This window comes from Streptomyces sp. NPDC022552, from assembly GCF_055561875.1.
Map to the genome: position 1 here is coordinate 603046 of NZ_JBVHGJ010000002.1, position 14006 is coordinate 617051.

Below are 14006 nucleotides of genomic sequence, written 5' to 3' on the forward strand. Positions count from 1 at the left end.
CCGGGGGCTCCGCCCACGGCGGAGCCCCTGTGGCCCCACCCCGCGCGGAGCCCCTGTGCCGACCCGTCGGGGCCCTGCTCGGGGCGATACGCCGGGCCCCTACGCCACCCGGCGCACCACGTACGCCGACCCGCCCTTCGGGGACGGCTCCTCGCCCACGTACTCCTGGCCGCGCATCTCGCACCAGGCCGGGATGTCCAGGCGGGCCGCCTCGTCGTCCGCGAGGACCGTGACCGTGCCCCCCACCGGCACGTCGCCGATCACCTTCGCCAGCTCGATCACCGGGATCGGGCAGCGCTTGCCCAGGGCGTCGACCACGAGCGACCCCGAGCCGCCCGGCTCCGTCACCGCCTCCGGCGCGCCGAGCCGCTCCCGTACCTGTGCGACCACCCCGGGCAGCACCGCCAGGAAGCGGTCCACGTCCTCCTCCGAGGTGCCCGTCGGCAGCGACACCCGGACGTTGCCCTCGCTCAGCACCCCCATCGCGCGCAGCACATGGCTGGGCGTCAGCGTCGAGCTCGTGCACGACGAACCGGACGAAACGGAGAAACCCTCCCGGTCCAGCTCGTGCAGCAACGTCTCTCCGTCGACATAGAGACAGGAGAAGGTGACGAGATGGGGGAGCCGGCGCACCGGGTCGCCCACCACCTCCACATCCGGCACCAGCTCCGGAACCCGTGCCCGGATCCGGTCCACCAGACCCCGCAGCCGCGCCCCTTCGGCCTCCGCCTCCGCCCGTACGGCCCGCAGCGACGCAGCCGCCGCCACGATCGCCGGCAGGTTCTCGAAACCGGCCGCCCGCCCCGACTCCCGTTCGTCCGCCGGGCCTTGGGGAGAGAAGCGGACACCCTTACGGACCGCCAGCAGGCCCACGCCCGCCGGACCGCCCCATTTGTGCGCACTCGCCGCGAGCAGCGACCAGGCCCCCTCCACCGGCCCCCAGCCCAGCGACTGCGCCGCGTCCACGAGCAGCGGCACCCCCGCCGCCCCGCAGGCCTCCGCCACCTCCGCGACCGGCTGCGCCGTCCCCACCTCGTGGTTGGCGGACTGTAGACAGGCCAGCGCCGTCCCCGGCTCCAGGGCCGCCGCGAAGCCCGCGGCCTCGACCGCCCCCGACCGGCCCACCGGCACCTCCGTCATCGACCCGCCCGCCGCCGCGTGGGTCTCGGCCGCGTGCAGGACGGAGGAGTGCTCGACCGCCGAGACCACCAGCCGGGTCCCGACACGCCGACGCCCCGCGAGGGCGCCGGAAATTCCGGAATGGACCGCCCGTGTCCCCGAAGGAGTGAACACCAGCTCGTCGGGGCGGCAGCCCACGGCCTCCGCGGCGGCCTCCCGCGCCGCATCGAGCAGCATCCTGGCCCGCCGCCCCTCCCGGTAGAGCCGGGCCGGGTCGGCCCAGCCCTCGTCCAGGGAGGCAAGCAGCGCCTGGCGGGCGACGGGGTGGAGCGGGGCGGAGGAGGCGGCGTCGAAGTAGGGCACTCGAATACGCTAGCCCGCGATCTGTAATCCCCCGTCAGATGCGCGGCCCGGACCGTCGATCGCCGCACGTCCGGGGGGTCGCGACCCCTTCGCGGAGGCCAGGAGTCCACCCCTTCGGGGAGTCGGACGGCGCGTTGGGCACCCTCCCCGCGCGACCCCAAATAGCGTCCAGTAGGGTTTGGTCCGCATAAACATCCAAACCCCTGCCCGCGGCCGGGGCGGCGACCGACCAGCGAGGCGGCCGTAGCCGACCAGCGCGGGCCGAGACTCTCGGGAAGGCGCTACGTGAGTCCCAACGGCTCCGACCTCCCCCGCAGCCAAGGCGCGGGTGGTACCCCCACGTCTCGGCGCCCGATGCGGCGGAAGCTGCCGCAGGTGCTGACTGCGGGCCTGATCCTGGCGACAGCCACCGGCTGCTCGTACAACTGGGAAGACTTCCCCCGCCTTGGTATGCCCACCCCCGTCACGGAAGAGGCTCCCACGATCCTCTCCCTCTGGCAGGGCTCGTGGGCCGCTGCGCTCGTCACGGGCGTTCTGGTGTGGGGGCTGATCCTGTGGTCCGTCATGTTCCACCGGCGCAGCCGCACCAAGGTCGAGGTTCCTCCGCAGACGCGGTACAACATGCCCATCGAGGCGCTGTACACGGTCACTCCGCTCATCATCGTGTCGGTGCTCTTCTACTTCACCGCGCGCGACGAGTCGAAGCTCCTGTCGCTCTCCGCCAAGCCGGCCCACACGATCAACGTGGTCGGCTACCAGTGGAGCTGGGGCTTCAACTACATCGAGAACGTGCCCGGGGTGACGGGTGACGCGCAGACGGCCCCGAACCTCGACGCCATTCCGGACAAGTACCAGGACCAGTTCCCGGCGAACGCCGGCGGTGTCTACGACGCCGGTATCCCCGGTGACCGGAACCCGCAGACCGGCAACCCGGGCCCGACCCTGTGGCTGCCGAAGGGTGAGAAGGTCCGGTTCGTCCTGACCTCCCGTGACGTCATCCACTCCTTCTGGGTGGTCCCCTTCCTGTTCAAGCAGGACGTCATCCCGGGTCACACCAACGTCTTCGAGGTGACCCCGAACCAGGAGGGCACCTTCCTCGGAAAGTGCGCCGAGCTGTGCGGTGTCGACCACTCCCGGATGCTCTTCAACGTCAAGGTGGTCTCTCCTGAGCGCTACCAGCAGCACCTGAAGGAGCTGGCGGAGAAGGGGCAGACCGGCTACATCCCGTCCGGCATCGAGCAGACGGACCCGGCCAGGAATGCGGAGAAGAACCAACTGTGAGCATCCTCAACGAACCCCAGGGTGCAGCCGCGGCTGAGGACTCGTACGAGAACGAGCTCCCGGTACGCCGCAAGCAGCCCGGCAACGTCGTGGTGAAGTGGCTGACCACCACGGACCACAAGACGATCGGCACGATGTACCTCGTGACGTCGTTCGTCTTCTTCTGCATCGGCGGTCTGATGGCGCTCTTCATGCGCGCCGAGCTGGCCCGTCCGGGTACGCAGATCATGTCGAACGAGCAGTTCAACCAGGCGTTCACCATGCATGGCACCGTCATGCTGCTGATGTTCGCGACGCCGCTGTTCGCCGGATTCGCGAACTGGATCATGCCGCTGCAGATCGGCGCGCCCGACGTGGCGTTCCCGCGGCTGAACATGTTCGCGTACTGGCTGTACCTCTTCGGCTCGCTCATCGCCGTGGGTGGCTTCCTCACCCCGCAGGGTGCCGCCGACTTCGGCTGGTTCGCCTACTCCCCGCTGTCGGACGCCGTCCGCTCGCCGGGTGTCGGCGCCGACCTCTGGATCATGGGTCTGGCCTTCTCCGGCTTCGGCACGATCCTCGGCTCGGTCAACTTCATCACCACGATCATCTGCATGCGCGCTCCGGGCATGACGATGTTCCGCATGCCGATCTTCACCTGGAACGTGCTGCTGACCGGTGTGCTGGTCCTGCTCGCCTTCCCGGTCCTCGCCGCCGCGCTCTTCGCGCTGGAGGCCGACCGCAAGTTCGGCTCGCACATCTTCGACGCGTCCAACGGCGGCGCGCTGCTGTGGCAACACCTCTTCTGGTTCTTCGGCCACCCAGAGGTGTACATCATCGCGCTGCCGTTCTTCGGCATCGTCTCCGAAGTGATCCCGGTCTTCAGCCGCAAGCCGATGTTCGGCTACATCGGTCTGGTGGCCGCGACCATCGCGATCGCCGGTCTCTCCGTGACCGTGTGGGCCCACCACATGTACGTCACCGGCGGCGTCCTCCTGCCGTTCTTCTCCTTCATGACGTTCCTCATCGCCGTACCGACCGGCGTGAAGTTCTTCAACTGGATCGGAACGATGTGGAAGGGCTCGTTGTCCTTCGAGACACCGATGCTCTGGACGATCGGCTTCCTGGTCACCTTCACCTTCGGTGGTCTGACCGGCGTCATCCTGGCCTCGCCGCCGATGGACTTCCACGTCTCCGACTCGTACTTCGTCGTCGCGCACTTCCACTACGTCGTCTTCGGCACCGTGGTCTTCGCGATGTTCGCCGGCTTCCACTTCTGGTGGCCGAAGTTCACCGGCAAGATGCTGGACGAGCGGCTCGGCAAGATCACCTTCTGGACGCTCTTCATCGGCTTCCACGGCACGTTCCTGGTGCAGCACTGGCTGGGCGCCGAGGGCATGCCCCGCCGGTACGCGGACTACCTGGACGCCGACGGCTTCACCGCGCTGAACACGATCTCGACGATCTCCTCGTTCCTGCTCGGCCTGTCGATCCTGCCGTTCATGTACAACGTCTGGAAGACCGCCAAGTACGGCAAGAAGATCGAGGTCGACGACCCGTGGGGCTACGGCCGTTCGCTGGAGTGGGCCACCTCCTGCCCGCCCCCGCGGCACAACTTCCTCACCCTGCCGCGGATCCGCTCCGAATCCCCGGCGTTCGACCTGCACCACCCTGAGATCGCCGCTCTCGACCAGCTCGAGAACAAGCCGCACGAGGCCGTGGCCCTCACCGGCAGCAAGGAGGCCGGCAAGTGAAGATCCAGGGCAAGATGTTCATCTGGCTGAGCGTCTTCATCCTCGCCATGGCGATCCTCTATGGCGTGTGGTCGAAGGAGCCGGTCGGCACCACGGCACTCTTCCTGGCCTTCGGCCTCGCCATCATGATCGGCTACTACCTGGCCTTCACGGCCCGGCGTGTCGACGCCATGGCGCAGGACGACAAGGAGGCGGACGTCGCGGACGAGGCCGGCGAGGTGGGCTTCTTCGCCCCCCACAGCTGGCAGCCGCTCTCGCTCGCCGTCGGTGGTGCGCTCGCCTTCCTCGCCGTCGCGATGGGCTGGTGGATCCTGTACTTCTCGGCTCCGCTGATCCTGGTCGGCCTGTTCGGCTGGGTGTTCGAGTTCTACCGCGGTGAGAACCAGAACCAGTAGCCCGTAGCAGTACCCCGCAACACCCCGAGGGGCCCGGACACTTCGTCACCCGAAGTGTCCGGGCCCCTCGTTTGCAGCACTCGGCGCGCTGGGCGCGAGGATTGTTCTTACGGTGATGTCATGAACGACACGCCGCGCATTCGGACTGTTCTGAGCTGCACTCTTATGGCCCTCATGGTCACCGTCGGCGCCGGTGCCTGCGCGGGCACCGACGGCAACCCGCTGTCCACCAAGCCCTACGACGCCGCGGAGCAGGTCTCCTTCAGCGCCCCGGGCGACGGCAAGAAGGCCGACCCGGACAAGGCGCTGGAGATCAAGGCCAAGGGTGCCGACGGCCGCATCACCGACGTGACGGCCGTCGACGCCAGCGGGCACCACCTGGCCGGCGAACTCACCGCGGACGGCCTTCTCTGGCGCTCCACAGGCTCCCTGACGGCCGGCGCCCGCTACACCGTCCGGGTGTCCACGGAGGACGAGGACGGAGCTCCTGGTACCCGTACGTTCACCTTCGAGACGGCCCCGGCCAAGCGGGCCCTGACCGTCGCGTTCGGCCCGGAGGCGGGCACGTACGGCGTGGGACAGCCCATCACGGCCGAGCTCAGCCTCCCCGTCAAGGACCTGGCGGCCCGCAAGGTCGTCGAACGGGCCCTGAAGGTGCGCTCCACCCCGGCCGTCGTGGGCTCCTGGCACTGGGTGGACGACCGGAAACTGCACTTCCGTCCGAAGGAGTACTGGCCCGCCGGCGCGGCCGTCACGGCCACCGCCAACCTCGCGGGCGTCAAGGTCGGCGACAAGGTGTACGGCGGGGACTCCAAGCCGCTGAAGCTGACGATCGGCGACCGGATCGAGGCCGTCGCGGACGCGGGCTCGTACTCCATGACCGTGCGGCGCAACGGAGAAGTGATCAAGACCATCCCGGTGACCACCGGCAAACCGGGCTTCTCAACCCGTAACGGCATCAAGGTCGTGCTCGGCAAGGAGTACTACGTCCGGATGCGGGGCACCAGCGTCGGTATCGCGGAAGGCAGCTCGGAGTCCTACGACCTGCCCGTCTACTACGCGACCCGGGTCACGTGGAGCGGCGAGTACGTCCACGCCGCGCCCTGGTCCGTGGGCTCGCAGGGGTTCGCGAACGTCAGCCACGGCTGTGTCGGCATGTCGACGGGCAACGCGGCCTGGTTCTTCGAGACCGTCCGGCCGGGCGACATCGTGCAGACCGTCAACAGCATCGGCGACACGATGGACCCGTTCGGGAACGGATTCGGCGACTGGAACCTGCCCTGGGAGAAGTGGCGCGAGGGCAGCGCCCTGGTGGCCGACACCAAGAGCGCCGCTCACGAGCCGAACCCGACCCGGCTGCAGCCGTCCATCTGACCGTCAGGCGTCGATGGACAGACGTGAACGGAGGAGGGCCGCCAAGGACGCCGCGAACTCGACCGGTTCCACCGGAAGAGTGACCGCGGCGTCCGCGCGGCTCCAGGTGGCCAGCCACGCGTCCTGCGGGCGGCCGATCAGGAGCAGCACCGGCGGGCAGCGGAAGACCTCGTCCTTGATCTGCCGGCAGACGCCCATGCCGCCCGCCGGCACCGCCTCGCCGTCCAGGACGCAGGCGTCGATGCCGCCCTCCTCCAGCCGCTTGAGCACGGCCGGGAGTGTCGCGCATTCGATGAACTCGACCGGCGGAACGTCGGCCGCGGGCCTGCGACCCGCAGCCAGCCGCACCTGTTCCCGCGTGTTGGCGTCGTCGCTGTAGACCAGGACCGTGGCGCTCGACTGCATCGTTCCTCCGTGAAGGTCATCAACCGATGCGCGGGATGCTACTCCGTCCCACATCCCGTCAACACCGGTACGACACCGCTGGGGAGGCATTTCGATGGGCCGTTCGGGCTGGACAAGTGCCCCTGACACTCCGAACGGCACCCCCCGGAGTGAGGGCGGGATAAGCGACCGACATAATGTCGGTCGTGGCGACAGTAACGACAGTAGAAACCGGGCACGCGCACCCGTCGGTCAATCGACCGAACCTCACCAGCGTCGGAACCATCATCTGGCTGAGTTCCGAGCTGATGTTCTTCGCGGCCCTCTTCGCGATGTACTTCACCCTGCGATCGGTGACGGGTGCCGAGTTCTGGGCGGAACAGGCAGATGCCCTGAACTTCCCGTTCTCGGCGACCAACACCACGATCCTGGTGCTCTCCTCCCTCACCTGCCAGCTCGGCGTCTTCGCCGCGGAGCGGGGCGATGTGAAGAAGCTCCGGACGTGGTTCATCATCACGTTCGTGATGGGTGCGATCTTCATCGGCGGCCAGGTCTTCGAGTACACCGAGCTGGTCAAGCACGAGGGGCTCTCGCTCTCGTCGGACCCGTACGGCTCGGTGTTCTACCTGACCACCGGCTTCCACGGCCTGCACGTGACGGGCGGTCTCATCGCCTTCCTGCTGGTCCTGGGCCGGACGTACGCCGCCAAGAGGTTCACTCACGAGCAGGCAACCGCCGCCATCGTCGTGTCCTACTACTGGCACTTCGTCGATGTCGTCTGGATCGGCCTCTTCGCCACGATCTACATGATCAAGTAATCGGGTCCCGGGACCCGAGCACATCCAGCAAGCATCGACGCAGAAGATCCTGACACCGGGGTAATCCGTGAAAAAGCTCTCCGCACGACGACGCCATCCGCTGGCGGCGGTCGTCGTCCTACTCCTCGCGCTGGCGGCCACCGGGGGGCTGTACGCCGCGTTCGCGCCCGCGGGCACGGCGAAGGCCGATGAAACCGCCCAGTCCCTCGCCATCGAGGAGGGCCAGAAGCTCTACGCCGTCGGCTGCGCCAGCTGCCACGGCACCGGCGGCCAGGGCACCTCCGACGGGCCGTCCCTGGTAGGCGTCGGCTCGGCCTCCGTGGACTTCCAGGTCGGCACGGGCCGTATGCCGGCCCAGCAGCCCGGCGCCCAGGTGCCGAAGAAGAAGGTCATCTACTCGCAGGCTGAGATCGATCAGCTCGCGGCGTACATCGCCTCCCTCGGTGCCGGCCCGACCACGCCGAAGGCGAGCCAGTACAGCCCGGACGGTGCCGACATCGCCCGTGGTGGCGACCTGTTCCGCTCCAACTGTGCCCAGTGCCACAACTTCACCGGTGAGGGCGGCGCGCTCACGCACGGCAAGTACGCCCCGAACCTCGAAGGCGTGAGCCCGAAGCACCTGTACGAGGCCATGCAGACCGGCCCGCAGAACATGCCCTCCTTCCCGGACACGACCATGCCGGAGCAGGAGAAGAAGGACATCATCGCGTACGTCCAGGCCGTCAACGGCGAAAAGGCCGACAGCCCCGGCGGGCTCTCGCTCGGCGGCCTCGGCCCGGTCAGCGAGGGTCTGTTCGCCTGGGTCTTCGGTCTCGGTGCGCTGATCGCAGTTGCCGTCTGGGTCGCGGCCCACACCGCTAAGGCCAAGAAGTCATGAGTAGCCAAGAGATTCCAGAAGAGAACCTGCCCGCTGAGCAGGACACCGCGCACGGCGCGGTGAAGGTCCTCGACGACCCGTTCGCGGACCCGGGCCTTCCGCCCCACAAGCCGCGCATCCAGGACATCGACGATCGGGCCGCCCGCCGGTCCGAGCGTGCGGTCGCCTTCATGTTCACGCTGTCGATGCTGGCCACGGTCGGCTTCATCGCGTCGTACGTGATCTTCCCGGTCGACAAGATCGTCTACATCTGGCCGTTCGGCCGGGTGAGCGCGCTCAACTTCGCCCTGGGTCTCACCCTCGGCGCGGCGCTCTTCTTCATCGGCGCGGGCGCGGTCCACTGGGCCCGCACCCTGATGTCCGACGTGGAGATCGCCGACGAGCGTCACCCGATCCAGGCGTCGCCGGAGACCAAGGCGAAGGTCATGGCGGACTTCGCGGCCGGTGCCGCCGAGTCCGGCATGGGCCGCCGCAAGCTGATCCGCAACACGATGTTCGGCGCGCTGTCGCTCGTACCGCTCTCCGGTCTCGTGCTGCTGCGTGACATGGGCCCGCTGCCCGAGAAGAAGCTCCGGGTCACCCTGTGGGCCAACGGCAAGCAGCTCATCAACATGAACACGCACGAGCCGCTGCGTCCCGAGGACGTCGCGGTCGGTTCGCTGACCTTCGCGATGCCCGAGGGTCTGTCGGAGCACGACCACGACTTCCAGGTCCAGATCGCCAAGGCCGCCCTGATGATCGTCCGGATCCAGCCGGAGGACATCAAGGACAAGCGCGAGCTCGAGTGGTCGCACGAGGGCATCGTCGCCTTCTCGAAGATCTGCACCCACGTGGGCTGCCCGATCTCGCTGTACGAGCAGCAGACGCACCACGTGCTCTGCCCGTGCCACCAGTCCACCTTCGACCTCTCCGACGGCGCCCGTGTCATCTTCGGCCCGGCCGGTCACGCCCTTCCGCAGCTGCGGATCGGTGTGAACGACAAGGGCAACCTGGAGGCGCTCGGCGACTTCGCCGAGCCCGTCGGCCCTGCCTTCTGGGAGCGCGGATGAGCACTGTGACCGATACCAAGAAGAAGGCACCCGCCGGCGAGCGGGTGGCCGACTGGGCCGACGGCCGCCTGGGGATCTACTCCCTGGCCAAGGCCAACATGCGGAAGATCTTCCCGGACCACTGGTCCTTCATGCTCGGTGAGATCTGCCTCTACAGCTTCCTCATCATCATCCTGACGGGTGTGTACCTGACGCTGTTCTTCCACCCGTCGATGAACGAGGTGGAGTACCACGGCAGCTACATCCCGCTCCAGGGACAGCTGATGTCCGAGGCGTTCAACTCGACCATGCACATCTCCTTCGATGTGCGCGGTGGTCTGCTCATCCGGCAGATCCACCACTGGGCGGCGCTGATCTTCCTCGCCGGCATGTTCGTGCACATGATGCGCGTGTTCTTCACGGGCGCGTTCCGCAAGCCGCGTGAGATCAACTGGCTGTTCGGCTTCCTGCTGTTCTTCCTGGGCATGTTCACCGGTTTCACCGGTTACTCGCTCCCGGACGACCTGCTCTCCGGCACCGGTGTCCGCTTCATGCAGGGCGCGATCCTGTCCGTGCCCGTCATCGGCACGTACCTGTCGATGTTCCTGTTCGGCGGGGAGTTCCCCGGCGGCGACTTCGTGGCCCGGTTCTACTCGGCCCACGTCCTGCTGCTGCCCGGCATCATGCTGGGTCTGGTGGTCGCCCACCTGATCCTGGTCTTCTACCACAAGCACACGCAGTTCGAGGGCCCCGGCCGTACGAACAAGAACGTCGTGGGCATGCCGCTGCTGCCGGTCTACATGGCCAAGGCCGGAGGCTTCTTCTTCCTGGTCTTCGGTGTCATCGCGATCATCGCGGCGATCGCCTCGATCAACCCGATCTGGGCGCTCGGCCCGTACCGTCCGGACCAGGTGTCCACCGGCGCCCAGCCCGACTGGTACATGGGCTTCGCCGAGGGTCTGATCCGAGTGATGCCGGGCTGGGAGATCAACCTCTGGGGCCACACGCTCGTCCTGGGTGTGATGATCCCGCTGGCGATCTTCCCGCTGGTCCTCGCGGCCATCGCGGTCTACCCGTTCATCGAGTCCTGGATCACCGGCGACAAGCGCGAGCACCACATCGCGCAGCGCCCGCGCAACGCTCCGACGCGCACCGCCTTCGGTGTCGCCTGGATCACCGCGTACATGATCATGCTCGTCGGTGGTGGAAACGACCTCTGGGCCACCCACTTCCACCTGTCGATCAACTCGATCACCTGGTTCGTCCGGATCTTCTTCTTCCTCGGACCGGTCATCGCGTTCGTCGTCACCAAGCGGATCTGTCTCGGCCTGCAGCGCCGCGACAAGGACAAGGTGCTGCACGGACGCGAGTCCGGCATCATCAAGCGCCTGCCGCACGGTGAGTTCGTCGAGGTCCACCAGCCGCTCAGCCAGGGCGAGCTGCACAGGCTCACGGCGCACGAGCAGAACCAGCCGGCCGAGATCGGCCCGCTGGTCGACGAGAACGGCGTCGAGCGCAAGGTCGGCCGTATGGAGAAGCTCCGCGTCAGGCTCAGCAAGAGCTACTACGGCGAGGACAGCCAGATCGCCAAACCGACCGCCGAGGAGTACAAGGAGATCACCAGCGGCCACGGCCACCACTGATCACCTGACCTAGAGGTCGCCACAGCGGGAGCCCCGTCCATTCGATGGACGGGGCTCTTTGCCGTCCCCGTTGCTCGATAGGGTGGAGTCGTCACCGTCACGCACTGACCAGGAGCTGCCATGAGCGCTGCGACCCCCGCTGGAGGACCTATGTCGGCGGGCCGCTCCTGGCCCACCGTCCTGGACGGACTGCTGACCGGTCGCGACCAGAGCGCCGAGGACACCGCCTGGGCGATGGACCGCATCCTCCGTGGTGAGGCCACCGACGCCCAGATCGCCGGCTTCGCCGTGGCCCTGCGCGCCAAGGGCGAGACCGTCGAGGAGATCTCCGGCCTCGTGCGGACGATGTACGAGCACGCCAACGTGATCGAGGTCCCCGGCCCCTCCGTGGACATCGTCGGCACCGGAGGCGACGGCGCCAAGACGGTCAACATCTCCACGATGTCGGCGATCGTCGTGGCCGGTACCGGCGCGAAGGTCGTCAAGCACGGCAACCGAGCCGCCTCCAGCGCGAGCGGCGCCTCCGACGTCCTGGAGAAGCTCGGCGTCAATCTGCAGCTCACCCCGCAGCGGGTCGTCGAGGTCGCGGAGGAGGCCGGGATCACCTTCTGCTTCGCGGTGAAGTTCCACCCGGCGCTGCGCCATGTGGCCGCGGCCCGCAAGGAACTCGGCATCCGCACCACCTTCAACTTCCTCGGTCCGCTCACCAACCCCGCTCGCGTCAAGGCGCAGGCGACCGGTGTGGCCGACGCCCGGATGGCCCCGATCATGGCCGGAGTGCTCGCCGAGCGCGGCTCCTCGGCGCTGGTCTTCCGCGGCGACGACGGCCTGGACGAGCTGACGACCACGGCCACCTCACGGGTGTGGGTCGTACGGGACGGTGCGGTGCGCGAGGAGGCCTTCGACCCGCGGGACGTCGGCATCGAGCTCGTACCCGTGGAGGCGCTCCGCGGCGCCGACGCCTCGTACAACGCGGATGTCGCGCGCCGGCTGCTGGCGGGCGAGACCGGTCCGGTACGGGACGCGGTGCTGCTGAACTCGGCGGCGGCGCTGACGGCTCTGGAGCCGGGCGCGGGCACCCTGGTGGAGCAGCTGCGCGAGGGAATCGCGAAGGCGGCCGAGTCGATCGACTCGGGCGCGGCGCGGCAGGCGCTGGAGCGCTGGGTCGCGGCCAGCAACAAGTAGCGGCGCCGCGCGCACCCCGTTCCGCCATCCGGAACGGGGTTGCGCGCCGGCGATCACGTGGCATACGTTCAGTGCCAGGTCATGAGTGACAGCCATGAAGCCCCGGCTGGCTGTCCGGCAACCCTCCGTCCGTGGCGGGGTGCCCCGGGTGAAGACCAGGCCGTGGACAGCAAGGTCCGCGGCAAGCGCGGACCCCTGCACACCCTGGGGTCCTGGTCCTCAAGGGAGCAGTCTCGTGAGCAAGCGAATGCGCTAGGGCCTTCGGCCCCGTTTCCCCACCCTCCGCACGAACACCGTGTGTCGAGGCAACACCCGTGTGAGGCACCCTTCTTCGCGCTGCCCCGCGGGCCCTTCGCTGCCATTCCTGCCCAGGAGATACCGCCATGTCCGCGTACCCGAACGCCGCCGCCACCACGACCGTCGCCGCCTCCACAGTCGCCACCGGCTCCGAGGCCGGCGATCCCTGCTGCGCCGCCCCGCTCCCCGTCCTCGGGCGGGACGTCACCGTTCCGCTCGTGACCGGGGGCGAGGTCACCTACGCCGCGCTCGACTACGCCGCCAGCGCGCCGGCCCTCCAGCGGGTCTGGGACGACGTCGCCGCGTACGCTCCGTACTACGGCAGCGTCCACCGGGGCGCCGGGTACCTCTCGCAGCTCTCCACCGACCTCTTCGAGAGCAGCCGCGTCACCGTCGCCGAGTTCCTCGACTGTCGCCACGGCGACCAGGTCGTCTTCACCCGTTCCACCACCGACTCGCTCAACCTGCTCGCCGCCACGCTCCCCGCCGGCTGCGAGGTCTTCGTCTTCGAGACCGAGCACCACGCCTCGCTCCTGCCGTGGAAGGACGCCCGGGTCACGTACCTCAACGCCCCGCGCACGCCCGCCCAGGCCGTCGAGACCCTGGAGCGCGCCCTCGCCGACCGCGACCCTTACGGCCCCGCGCTCGTCTGCGTCACCGGCGCGTCCAACGTCACCGGCGAGCTGTGGCCGGTGAAGGAGCTGGCCGCCGCCGCACACGCCCACGGCGCCCGGATCGTCCTCGACGCCGCCCAGCTCGCGCCCCACCACCCCGTCTCCGTACGGGAGTTGGACGTGGACTGGGTCGCCTTCTCCGGGCACAAGCTGTACGCCCCCTTCGGCTCCGGCGTCCTCGCCGGCCGCGCCGACTGGCTCCAGGACGCCGAGCCGTACCTCGCCGGCGGCGGCGCGTCCAAGAAGGTCGCCCGCCGCGGCGACGGCGGAGTGGACGTCGAATGGCACACCACCGCCGCCCGCCACGAGGCCGGTTCGCCGAACGTCATCGGCGTCTACTCCATCGCCTCCGCCTGCAAGGCGCTCACCGAGGCCGGGTTCGACGGCCTCGTCGCCCGTGAGCAGCACCTGATCGCCACCGTCCGGGAGGGCTTCGCCGAGGTGCCCGAGGTCAGGGTCCTCTCGCTCTTCGGCGACGACGCCCCGCGCGTCGGTGTCATCTCGTTCGTCGTGGAGGGCTGGAACAGCTCACACTTCGCCGCCGCGCTCTCCGCCGAGTACGGCATCGGCGTCCGTGACGGCCTCTTCTGCGCCCACCCGCTGGTCCGCACCCTGCTCGGCAGCGACCCGCAGACCCAGGGCGAGTGCGGGGCCCCCGAGGCCGCGCCGGGCGAGAAGTCGCTCAACGCCATCCGCGTCAGCTTCGGCGCCGGTACGCCCGACGAGCACGTGGAGCGTTTCGTACGCGCCGTGAAGGAGCTCGTCCGGGACGGCGCGCAGTGGAAGTACCGCACCGAGGACGGCCGCTGCGTCCCGGACCGCGGCTGAGCACCCA

12 protein-coding genes and 1 riboswitch are annotated in these 14006 nt (G+C 68.7%); of the genes, 10 read left to right on the forward strand and 2 right to left on the reverse strand.

Annotated elements, in window-relative coordinates:
- Nucleotides 1–99: 99 nt before the first annotated feature.
- Nucleotides 100–1482: a cysteine desulfurase/sulfurtransferase TusA family protein gene (locus ACZ3OF_RS07635; protein WP_361669647.1), complete on the reverse strand. Its 1383-nt coding sequence runs from the start codon at nucleotides 1480–1482 to the stop codon at nucleotides 100–102.
- 285 nt (nucleotides 1483–1767) lie between these two features.
- On the opposite strand from ACZ3OF_RS07635, the gene ctaC reads away from it, so the two are divergent.
- The 4 genes from ctaC to ACZ3OF_RS07655 all read left to right on the forward strand — a co-directional run bounded on the left by ctaC (nucleotide 1768) and on the right by ACZ3OF_RS07655 (nucleotide 6265).
- Nucleotides 1768–2763 (forward strand): aa3-type cytochrome oxidase subunit II, encoded by a 996-nt coding sequence (gene ctaC / locus ACZ3OF_RS07640; protein WP_389572861.1) that lies wholly within the window; start codon nucleotides 1768–1770, stop codon nucleotides 2761–2763.
- Entirely contained in the window at nucleotides 2760–4496 is a 1737-nt protein-coding gene (gene ctaD / locus ACZ3OF_RS07645) for an aa3-type cytochrome oxidase subunit I (RefSeq protein ID WP_361669644.1), read from the forward strand. Before ctaC ends, ctaD begins: the two co-directional genes overlap by 4 nt.
- Nucleotides 4493–4891: a cytochrome c oxidase subunit 4 gene (locus ACZ3OF_RS07650; RefSeq protein ID WP_361669642.1), complete on the forward strand. Its 399-nt coding sequence runs from the start codon at nucleotides 4493–4495 to the stop codon at nucleotides 4889–4891. The genes ctaD and ACZ3OF_RS07650 overlap by 4 nt, the downstream gene beginning before the upstream one ends.
- A gap of 120 nt (nucleotides 4892–5011) precedes the next feature.
- Nucleotides 5012–6265 (forward strand): L,D-transpeptidase, encoded by a 1254-nt coding sequence (locus ACZ3OF_RS07655; RefSeq protein ID WP_361669639.1) that lies wholly within the window; start codon nucleotides 5012–5014, stop codon nucleotides 6263–6265.
- A 3-nt stretch (nucleotides 6266–6268) separates the two neighbouring features.
- Here the strand turns inward: ACZ3OF_RS07655 and ACZ3OF_RS07660 are convergent, their stop codons facing one another.
- Entirely contained in the window at nucleotides 6269–6670 is a 402-nt protein-coding gene (locus tag ACZ3OF_RS07660; RefSeq protein WP_352189323.1) for a response regulator transcription factor, read from the reverse strand.
- A 176-nt stretch (nucleotides 6671–6846) separates the two neighbouring features.
- On the opposite strand from ACZ3OF_RS07660, the gene ctaE reads away from it, so the two are divergent.
- The 6 genes from ctaE to ACZ3OF_RS07690 all read left to right on the forward strand — a co-directional run bounded on the left by ctaE (nucleotide 6847) and on the right by ACZ3OF_RS07690 (nucleotide 13999).
- A complete protein-coding gene (ctaE, locus tag ACZ3OF_RS07665; protein WP_361669636.1) occupies nucleotides 6847–7467 on the forward strand; it encodes an aa3-type cytochrome oxidase subunit III in 621 nt (206 codons plus the stop codon).
- A 67-nt stretch (nucleotides 7468–7534) separates the two neighbouring features.
- Nucleotides 7535–8344 carry a cytochrome bc1 complex diheme cytochrome c subunit gene (qcrC, locus tag ACZ3OF_RS07670; RefSeq protein WP_361669632.1) on the forward strand — a complete coding sequence of 270 codons (810 nt, stop codon included), beginning with the start codon at nucleotides 7535–7537 and terminating at the stop codon, nucleotides 8342–8344.
- Nucleotides 8341–9393 carry a cytochrome bc1 complex Rieske iron-sulfur subunit gene (gene qcrA / locus ACZ3OF_RS07675; protein WP_361669630.1) on the forward strand — a complete coding sequence of 351 codons (1053 nt, stop codon included), beginning with the start codon at nucleotides 8341–8343 and terminating at the stop codon, nucleotides 9391–9393. The genes qcrC and qcrA overlap by 4 nt, the downstream gene beginning before the upstream one ends.
- Nucleotides 9390–11015 (forward strand): cytochrome bc1 complex cytochrome b subunit, encoded by a 1626-nt coding sequence (qcrB, locus tag ACZ3OF_RS07680; protein ID WP_361669627.1) that lies wholly within the window; start codon nucleotides 9390–9392, stop codon nucleotides 11013–11015. Before qcrA ends, qcrB begins: the two co-directional genes overlap by 4 nt.
- 120 nt (nucleotides 11016–11135) lie before the next feature.
- Complete coding sequence (trpD, locus tag ACZ3OF_RS07685) at nucleotides 11136–12200, forward strand: anthranilate phosphoribosyltransferase (protein ID WP_467303394.1); 1065 nt, start codon at nucleotides 11136–11138, stop codon at nucleotides 12198–12200.
- A 77-nt stretch (nucleotides 12201–12277) separates the two neighbouring features.
- A riboswitch (SAM riboswitch) is annotated at nucleotides 12278–12394 on the forward strand.
- A gap of 189 nt (nucleotides 12395–12583) precedes the next feature.
- A complete protein-coding gene (locus ACZ3OF_RS07690) occupies nucleotides 12584–13999 on the forward strand; it encodes an aminotransferase class V-fold PLP-dependent enzyme (protein WP_467303395.1) in 1416 nt (471 codons plus the stop codon).
- The last annotated feature ends 7 nt before the right edge of the window (nucleotides 14000–14006 follow it).

Bases quoted from the DNA above. Each gene is read 5' to 3' on its own strand.
- ACZ3OF_RS07655 (WP_361669639.1), top strand. From the start codon at position 5,012: ATGAACGACACGCCGCGCATTCGGACTGTTCTGAGCTGCACTCTTATG.
- ACZ3OF_RS07660 (WP_352189323.1), bottom strand. From the start codon at position 6,670: ATGCAGTCGAGCGCCACGGTCCTGGTCTACAGCGACGACGCCAACACG.
- ctaE (WP_361669636.1), top strand. From the start codon at position 6,847: ATGTCGGTCGTGGCGACAGTAACGACAGTAGAAACCGGGCACGCGCAC.
- qcrA (WP_361669630.1), top strand. From the start codon at position 8,341: ATGAGTAGCCAAGAGATTCCAGAAGAGAACCTGCCCGCTGAGCAGGAC.
- qcrB (WP_361669627.1), top strand. From the start codon at position 9,390: ATGAGCACTGTGACCGATACCAAGAAGAAGGCACCCGCCGGCGAGCGG.
- trpD (WP_467303394.1), top strand. From the start codon at position 11,136: ATGAGCGCTGCGACCCCCGCTGGAGGACCTATGTCGGCGGGCCGCTCC.
- ACZ3OF_RS07690 (WP_467303395.1), top strand. From the start codon at position 12,584: ATGTCCGCGTACCCGAACGCCGCCGCCACCACGACCGTCGCCGCCTCC.